At 53.5% G+C, this 6975-nt stretch carries 6 protein-coding genes and 1 rRNA gene; 4 read left to right on the top strand and 3 right to left on the bottom strand.

The features are described 5' to 3' along the window. Nucleotides 1-143 precede the first annotated feature (143 nt). The 4 genes from rrf (at nucleotide 144) to DFO52_RS19945 (ending at nucleotide 3380) form a co-directional block, all read left to right on the top strand. A 5S ribosomal RNA gene (gene rrf, locus DFO52_RS19960) occupies nucleotides 144-259 on the top strand. Between the two features lie 124 nt (nucleotides 260-383). After that, nucleotides 384-1412 (top strand): UDP-N-acetylmuramate dehydrogenase, encoded by a 1029-nt coding sequence (gene murB, locus DFO52_RS19955; protein ID WP_133551054.1) that lies wholly within the window; start codon nucleotides 384-386, stop codon nucleotides 1410-1412. Further along, on the top strand, nucleotides 1409-2371 hold the full coding sequence (gene birA, locus DFO52_RS19950) for a bifunctional biotin--[acetyl-CoA-carboxylase] ligase/biotin operon repressor BirA (protein ID WP_029740467.1): 963 nt from the start codon (nucleotides 1409-1411) through the stop codon (nucleotides 2369-2371). The genes murB and birA overlap by 4 nt, the downstream gene beginning before the upstream one ends. Before the next feature lie 16 nt (nucleotides 2372-2387). Beyond that, nucleotides 2388-3380, top strand: coding sequence for a glycosyl hydrolase family 8 (locus DFO52_RS19945; protein WP_047646779.1), 993 nt, complete (start codon nucleotides 2388-2390; stop codon nucleotides 3378-3380). A 48-nt stretch (nucleotides 3381-3428) separates the two neighbouring features. On the opposite strand, the gene bcsG is transcribed toward DFO52_RS19945, so the two are convergent. Genes bcsG through bcsE form a run of 3 tightly spaced genes read right to left on the bottom strand, consistent with a single transcriptional unit; the run spans nucleotide 3429 to nucleotide 6854 of the window. Further along, nucleotides 3429-5108 (bottom strand): cellulose biosynthesis protein BcsG, encoded by a 1680-nt coding sequence (gene bcsG / locus DFO52_RS19940; protein WP_048992966.1) that lies wholly within the window; start codon nucleotides 5106-5108, stop codon nucleotides 3429-3431. Further along, on the bottom strand, nucleotides 5101-5298 hold the full coding sequence (gene bcsF / locus DFO52_RS19935) for a cellulose biosynthesis protein BcsF (RefSeq protein WP_024908822.1): 198 nt from the start codon (nucleotides 5296-5298) through the stop codon (nucleotides 5101-5103). Before bcsF ends, bcsG begins: the two co-directional genes overlap by 8 nt. Then, entirely contained in the window at nucleotides 5292-6854 is a 1563-nt protein-coding gene (bcsE, locus tag DFO52_RS19930; protein ID WP_029740464.1) for a cellulose biosynthesis c-di-GMP-binding protein BcsE, read from the bottom strand. The genes bcsF and bcsE overlap by 7 nt, the downstream gene beginning before the upstream one ends. Between the last annotated feature and the right edge of the window lie 121 nt (nucleotides 6855-6975).

The raw sequence follows: 6975 nt of genomic DNA, 5'->3' as shown, positions 1-6975 counted from the left end.
TGATAGGTCGGGTGTGTAAGCGCAGCGATGCGTTGAGCTAACCGATACTAATGAACCGTGAGGCTTAACCTTACAACGCCGAAGCTGTTTCGGCGGACGAGAGACAGAAGATTTTCAGCTTTGATACAGATTAACAGAATTTGCCTGGCGGCTTTAGCGCGGTGGTCCCACCTGACCCCATGCCGAACTCAGAAGTGAAACGCCGTAGCGCCGATGGTAGTGTGGGGTCTCCCCATGTGAGAGTAGGGAACTGCCAGGCATCAAATAAGTGAAGAGGCCATCCGTAAGGATGGCCTTTTTGCGTTTATACGCTGCACAAACTAATCCCCCAACGCCCTGCTTATACGGTAAACTACCTGCGTTTTTGCATCAGGATAGCGTCTATGAACCACTCCCTTAAGCCCTGGAATACCTTTGGCATTCAACGCAATGCTAATCAAATTGTACGTGCCGATACTGCACAGCAGCTGCTGGATGCATGGCAAAACGCGACAGAAAATAATGAACCCGTACTGATTCTGGGCGAAGGAAGTAATGTCCTGTTTCTCGATGACTTTGCGGGAACGGTGATCGTTAACCGCATCATGGGGATTGATGTTGAAGAGCGTGCCGACAGCTGGCACCTACACGTGGGGGCCGGAGAAAACTGGCATCATCTGGTGCAATTCACCCTCGAAAAAGGGATGCCGGGCCTGGAAAACCTTGCGCTTATTCCAGGCTGCGCCGGATCGTCACCTATTCAAAACATCGGTGCCTACGGCATCGAACTGAAACATGTCTGCGAATATGTCGACTGCATCGAACTGGCGACCGGAACGGCTAAGCGATTAACGGCGGAACAGTGCCGGTTTGGCTATCGTGACAGTATCTTCAAACATGAATATCAGGATCGCTACGTGATTGTCGCCGTAGGTCTGCGCCTGTCGAAGAACTGGCAGCCCGTGTTGACCTACGGGGATTTAACGCGTCTCGATCCGGCTACCGTAACCGCCCGCGACGTTTTTGACTCGGTTTGCCATATGCGGATGACCAAACTTCCCGATCCAAAAGTAAACGGAAACGCCGGCAGTTTCTTCAAAAACCCGGTTATCAGCAGCGAAAATGCAAAAGTCTTTCTTGAAGGATGGCCAGCCGCGCCACATTACCCTCAGGCGGATGGCAGCGTGAAGCTTGCCGCGGGATGGCTTATCGATCAATGCCAGCTAAAAGGCACTTCAGTAGGCGGTGCCGCCGTTCACCAGCAGCAGGCCCTGGTACTGATTAATCAACGCGATGCGACCAGCGATGATGTTATACAGCTGGCTCATTATGTTCGTCAGCGTGTGGGCGAAAAGTTTAACGTCTGGCTGGAGCCAGAAGTTCGCTTCATTGGCTGCACAGGTGAAGTTAATGCCGTGGAGGCTATCGCGTGAAGGACAATACCATTCCCTTAACCCTGATTAGCATCCTTGCTGACGGTGAGTTTCATTCTGGCGAGCAGCTGGGTGAACAGCTTGGCATGAGCCGTGCTGCTATCAATAAACATATCCAGACGCTTCGCGACTGGGGTGTTGATGTGTTCACGGTTCCCGGAAAAGGCTACAGTCTGCCGGAGCCGATTCAATTGCTGAATGAAGAAACGATCCGCAGCCAGATCGGACACGGCAATGTTGCGGTGCTGCCGGTGATTGATTCGACGAACCAGTATCTTCTGGATCGTCTGCCTGAGCTGACATCCGGCGATGCCTGCGTTGCTGAATATCAACAGGCCGGTCGCGGCCGTCGCGGTCGCAAATGGTTTTCGCCATTTGGCGCTAACCTCTATTTGTCCATGTACTGGCGACTCGATCAGGGCCCGGCCGCTGCCATTGGCCTGAGTCTGGTCATCGGCATCGTCATGGCGGAAGTGCTGCACGATCTGGGAGCGGATAAGGTACGTGTTAAGTGGCCTAATGACCTCTACCTCAACGATCGTAAACTTGCCGGCATTCTGGTCGAACTGACGGGAAAAACGGGCGATGCGGCGCAAATCGTCATTGGCGCAGGCCTTAATATGGTAATGCGCAATGTACAAAATGATGTGGTGAATCAGGCCTGGACTAACCTCCAGGAGGCGGGGATCGTCATCGATCGTAACACCCTTGCCGTGCGTATGATTAAAGAGTTGCGCAGTTCACTCACGCTTTTTGAGCAGGAAGGGCTGGCACCGTTCCTGTCTCGTTGGGAAAAGCTGGATAACTTCATTAACCGCCCGGTGAAACTGCTGATTGGTGATAAAGAGATCTACGGGACTTCACGCGGTATTGACGCACAGGGCGCGCTGCTCCTGGAACAGGATGGCGTAATTAAACCCTGGATGGGCGGTGAGATTTCACTGCGAAGTGCCGAATAACCGGATCGAGTTAATTATGCGAAAACCCGTGTGCGCAACGCTGGCCGTCATGATGAGTCTGCTGTTCTCGCCTCTCTCTCATGCGGATCGGGCCTGGGAGAGTTACAAGGCCCGCTTTTTCAAACCGGAAGGCCGCATTGTCGATACCGGCAATGGCGGCGTGTCGCATACGGAAGGTCAGGGTTTTGCCATGCTGATGGCGGTGGCCAACGACGATAAAGCCACGTTTGATAAGCTCTGGCAATGGACAGACAGTCAGCTGAAGAACAAAGAAAATGGTCTGTTTTACTGGCGCTATAATCCTGCTGAGTCCAACCCGGTCGCCGACAAAAACAACGCTGCAGATGGCGACGTGCTAATTGCCTGGGCGTTGCTGAAAGCCGACGCCCGCTGGCATGACAAACGCTACAGCGCCGCATCGGATGCAATTACAAAAGCACTGATTGACCATAGCGTGATCCGCTATGCTGGTTACCGCGTGATGCTGCCCGGCGTCCAGGGGTTTAAGCTTGAGGGTGAAGTGGTCCTTAATCCTTCCTATTTCGTGTTTCCGGCCTGGCAGGCCTTCTCCAGACGCAGTCATTTGCCGGTCTGGCGCGATTTGATTAAGGACGGGAAACGCCTGCTGGGGAAAATGGGTTCGGGTAAAGCGAATCTGCCCACTGACTGGGTTTCACTGGCATCAGGTGGCAAGCTGGCACCTGCTAAAGGCTGGCCGCCGCGAATGAGCTATGACGCGATTCGTGTTCCGCTGTACGTCGCCTGGTCTGATAAGCAAAGCCCGCTGCTGACGCCGTGGAAGGCCTGGTTCGGACAGTTTTCCCGGGAACAAACTCCCGCCTGGGTTAACGTCACGACCAACGAATATGCGCCCTACATGATGGAAGGCGGCCTGCTGGCTGTACGTGATTTCACGATGGGGCAGTCTTCCGGTGAACCCGAAATCACCTCTAAAGACGACTACTATTCGGCAAGTCTGAAAATGCTGGTGTGGATCGCCCAGCAATAATGTTGACATTGTCCCTCTCCCCGATGGGGAGAGGGACGTCATACCGTGTTACTGCGGATACGGTACCCAATCCCCGCCGTTCAGGCGAACGTAAGGTTTGTTTTGATATTGAATGACGACCGCGTTAGCGTTCTCTGAGACTTCCGCTGTTTGCGGCAGTTTGCTGGTGAGCTGATCCCAGTTCACGCTATCTTCCACAAACAGCTTCCCGTCAACGGCGCGGGCAACCAGTTCTGAAATCGCCAGATAGCTGGTTGGCTGTGTAATCTCAATCGGTGCGCCCTGATGCGGTGCCTTCATCCCAAAGAATTTAATACCTGCAGGCACGTTGGTGATGGACGGGCTTGGGATATCACGCAGGCCTGACACCTGCATTCTGTCACCTTTCAGCGCACCACCGTGCTCAGGCACCACAACCACCATCACTTTACGGCCTGATTTTTCCAGCTCCGTGAAGAACGCGTCCAGCTCGTCGAAGAATTTCTGCGCACGCACTTTATAATCTGCCGTTTTGCTCACGCCCGGGAAATGGTTACCGTCGTGGAGCGGCAGGGTATTAAAGAACGTCGCGCTGCGCGGGTTACTGTCTTTTTCGATGGTCTGCAGCCAGCGTTGCAGGACGGCGGTATCGTCATAAACGGGCGAACCGTCGAAGCCCAGCAGAGAGACAGGAAGACCGGTTTGGTCCATCAGCGGTGACTGCATGCCACCCTCTTCGCGCACCTCTTTCAGGAAGTTACCGAACTGGCCGTTATGCCCCAGCATCAGATGCTGCGTAAATCCCAGCTTTGCAAGGTTATCGAACAGATAACACTGGTTGCCGGCGGGTTGATACAGGTTTTTATGCGATGTCTGACCGCAGCTTGCACGCAGCAGGCGGATCGCAGCAGGGCCGCTGTACGAGGTGGCAGAGTTGAAATCTTTAAACTGAATGTCGAAATGTGACCACAGCGGATGAGACATCAAACCGGCGGCGTCCACGTCGGCCCAGGAGAGAGAGCAGATGTTGATCACCAGCAGTTCAAACGGCTGAGCATCCGCCGGCAGCGCATCCGGGAATTTAGTCTGTCGCTTGTCTTCCGCAGTATAGAAACTGGAGAGCCAGGCGTTCAGGTTGGTTGAGGTCGGCGGTGCGGTCTGGGTTGGGATATCGCCCACCACAGGCGTATCGCCTGCCGTTGTGACGGTTGCCGCCGCGCTTCCCCCTGTGGTGGTCACCGTGGTGGTCGGTTGACCGGCAGGCCACAGCGAAAAGTTCGGCCCAGCCAGCGTCAGCACGTTAAGCCAGATCATAATCGCGACCACAAACACCGTGACGCGGATCCACTGCGACAGGAACAGCCAGGCAACCAGCAGCACAAATACCGCGCCAATCATCTGCCAGTTAATAAAGCGCTCGGTCAGATCGAGGACATAGCTGGCGCTAAAGCCCGCCACCTGCGACCCCTGGCTCATAATGCTGTCCGGCCCCGGTAGCCAGGTATCATGCCAGAACAGCGCAAAGCCGACAGGTATAGCAACCCAGTGGCGCAAGCGATGTAGCCTGATATTCGGCAGCGGCATCAGCAGGAAGGCCATAAACACCAGGTTGAGAAGGGGATGGAAATTCAAATAGCCTGCCCACAGCAGGCCAAACTTCACCAGAAAGTAGAAGTTCCAGCCGGAAAGGCCGCGCCAGTATTGCCAGAGCGGCGAGGGTGACGAAGCGGTATAGGTAGAATTAGTCATGTTTTCGGTCTGCCTTGACGTGTGATGCCCGTGTCAGTGTTCCGGCTGGTTTTACATAGCGAGGTTTAATAAACAGCACTCTGGCCGTATCGCGGATACGGCGTATGGAATGGCGCGCATAGTAGCCAAGCGGGAAAAAGATCAGCGCACAGAATATAACCAGTTGAATGATATCGCTGATGTTCATGATGATGCGTTCTCCGCGTTGTCTGTTAGTAAGCGAAGGGGTTCCGGAACCCGACGCCAGACGTGTCCATCATGCCTGGCATTGAGGATCGGTTTGGCATCGCTCTTGATTGCGAGCGGTTTGGCCCATTGTTCAGGCTGGAGCGCACGCATCTGCACCAGCTCCGCGCTAATCGTATTATCTTCGAACCAAATCATACGGTTCGAGAAAATATCCCCTGTAGGCAGGGGGAAGATGTGGTTAAGCGCCGTATCGAGATCGTTTACCCGGCAGAAGGACAAAAACAGCACCAGGCGATTGTCGCCAATGGTCATGATGTCCCCAGTACGGTTCGGGCGACATAAGGTGAGAGCCTGTTCAACGCGAATACCCGGTACAGGACGCAGGGCAACCATGACCCCTTTTCCGTCAGCAGGAAGAAGCGTGTTGTTCATCATGTTGCCCACGGCGTCGCAGAAGGTATCCCATTTTTGGTACCCACGCAGCTTCATCGGCTGCGTCATGGAGAGCAGCGTGGAAATATCTTCCGGTACGTGGCGGCTAAACTGCTGGCCCTGAACGCTTTCGATAAGCGTCAGGCAGCGTGACAACGGCGCATTCCATGGAATAACCATATTGGCACCGCAGCCCAGAAGCAGGCGCTCATCGGTGGCGCGCAGGCTGGTATTATTTTCGCGCACGATGATTTTCAACGCACTGCCGCGCTGGCGGCGTAAGGTGTGGATTTGCCGTGCCAGCGTCTCAATCTGGTTATTCTGCATCAGCGAGAAAATAAGGGTTGCCGCCTGGGTTGTGCGGGCTTCATGGAAAAGGGCTTCGTTAGAATCAAACAGCGTCCAGTTTTCCGACAGGGCGGGTGCCCCCTCTAAAACCGCGATATGGCTCAGGATGCGTTTTTCATCACTGCGCGGTTGCACCACGGTTTCTTCCTGCTGCGCCAGGTGCCACTCGCCCTCGATATGTTTCAGCGTAAGCTGTTGCCTGGCGCTCACGCCTTTTTCATTACACCAGAATGCAATATCGTAGAGATAGCTGCCTGCCTGGTCACGAACGCTTGCCAGGCCGAACAGGGAGCGATATTCGCCCATTAAAAGTGAAAACAGCTTGTCATTATTACTGCCGGGATTGACTATCAATAGCGTGCAATTTTGAAATTTTGCCCATTTATTGATTTTTTCCAGCCACGGCAGTAGTTTTTCAGCGGGCATATTTTGCAGGACGTTATTTGCACATTTTAGAATCACTAAATAGTGATCCGGATCAATAGAGCACTGAACGTCGCGGGACAAAAAGTATAGACTATCGGCTTCCGATGTCATGGAAAATAATCGCACCGTCTGGGGGCCGCGACCACTTTCAAGCGTAATAATTTTCTTCGGATCTTCGCCCATGCTAATGACGGCCACGCGGGAATCCTTATCCTGAGCAGCAATTGTCTGGTTTACCAGACTGATAGCATCTTCATTACGGTCCGTATTAATCCACCAGACTCCTCCGACTGGCATGTGGCTCAATTCGTCCCATAATGACTGGATGCCAATAGAAAATATGGAGTCCACGGTGTCCCTCTTTTCGTCTAATTTATCTGTATCTCAGTTTACTAGCGAAAGCGTAGAAATAAACCTAACATTGAAATTAAAGAACATCAGATTTAGCATGTAAATGAAATTTGTCAGGGCA

The organism is Enterobacter sp. AG326 (assembly GCF_004362415.1).
GTDB lineage: Bacteria > Pseudomonadota > Gammaproteobacteria > Enterobacterales > Enterobacteriaceae > Enterobacter > Enterobacter asburiae.
The sequence above is the reverse complement of the archived record's forward strand: the minus strand, read 5'-3'. Positions and strand labels throughout refer to the sequence as shown.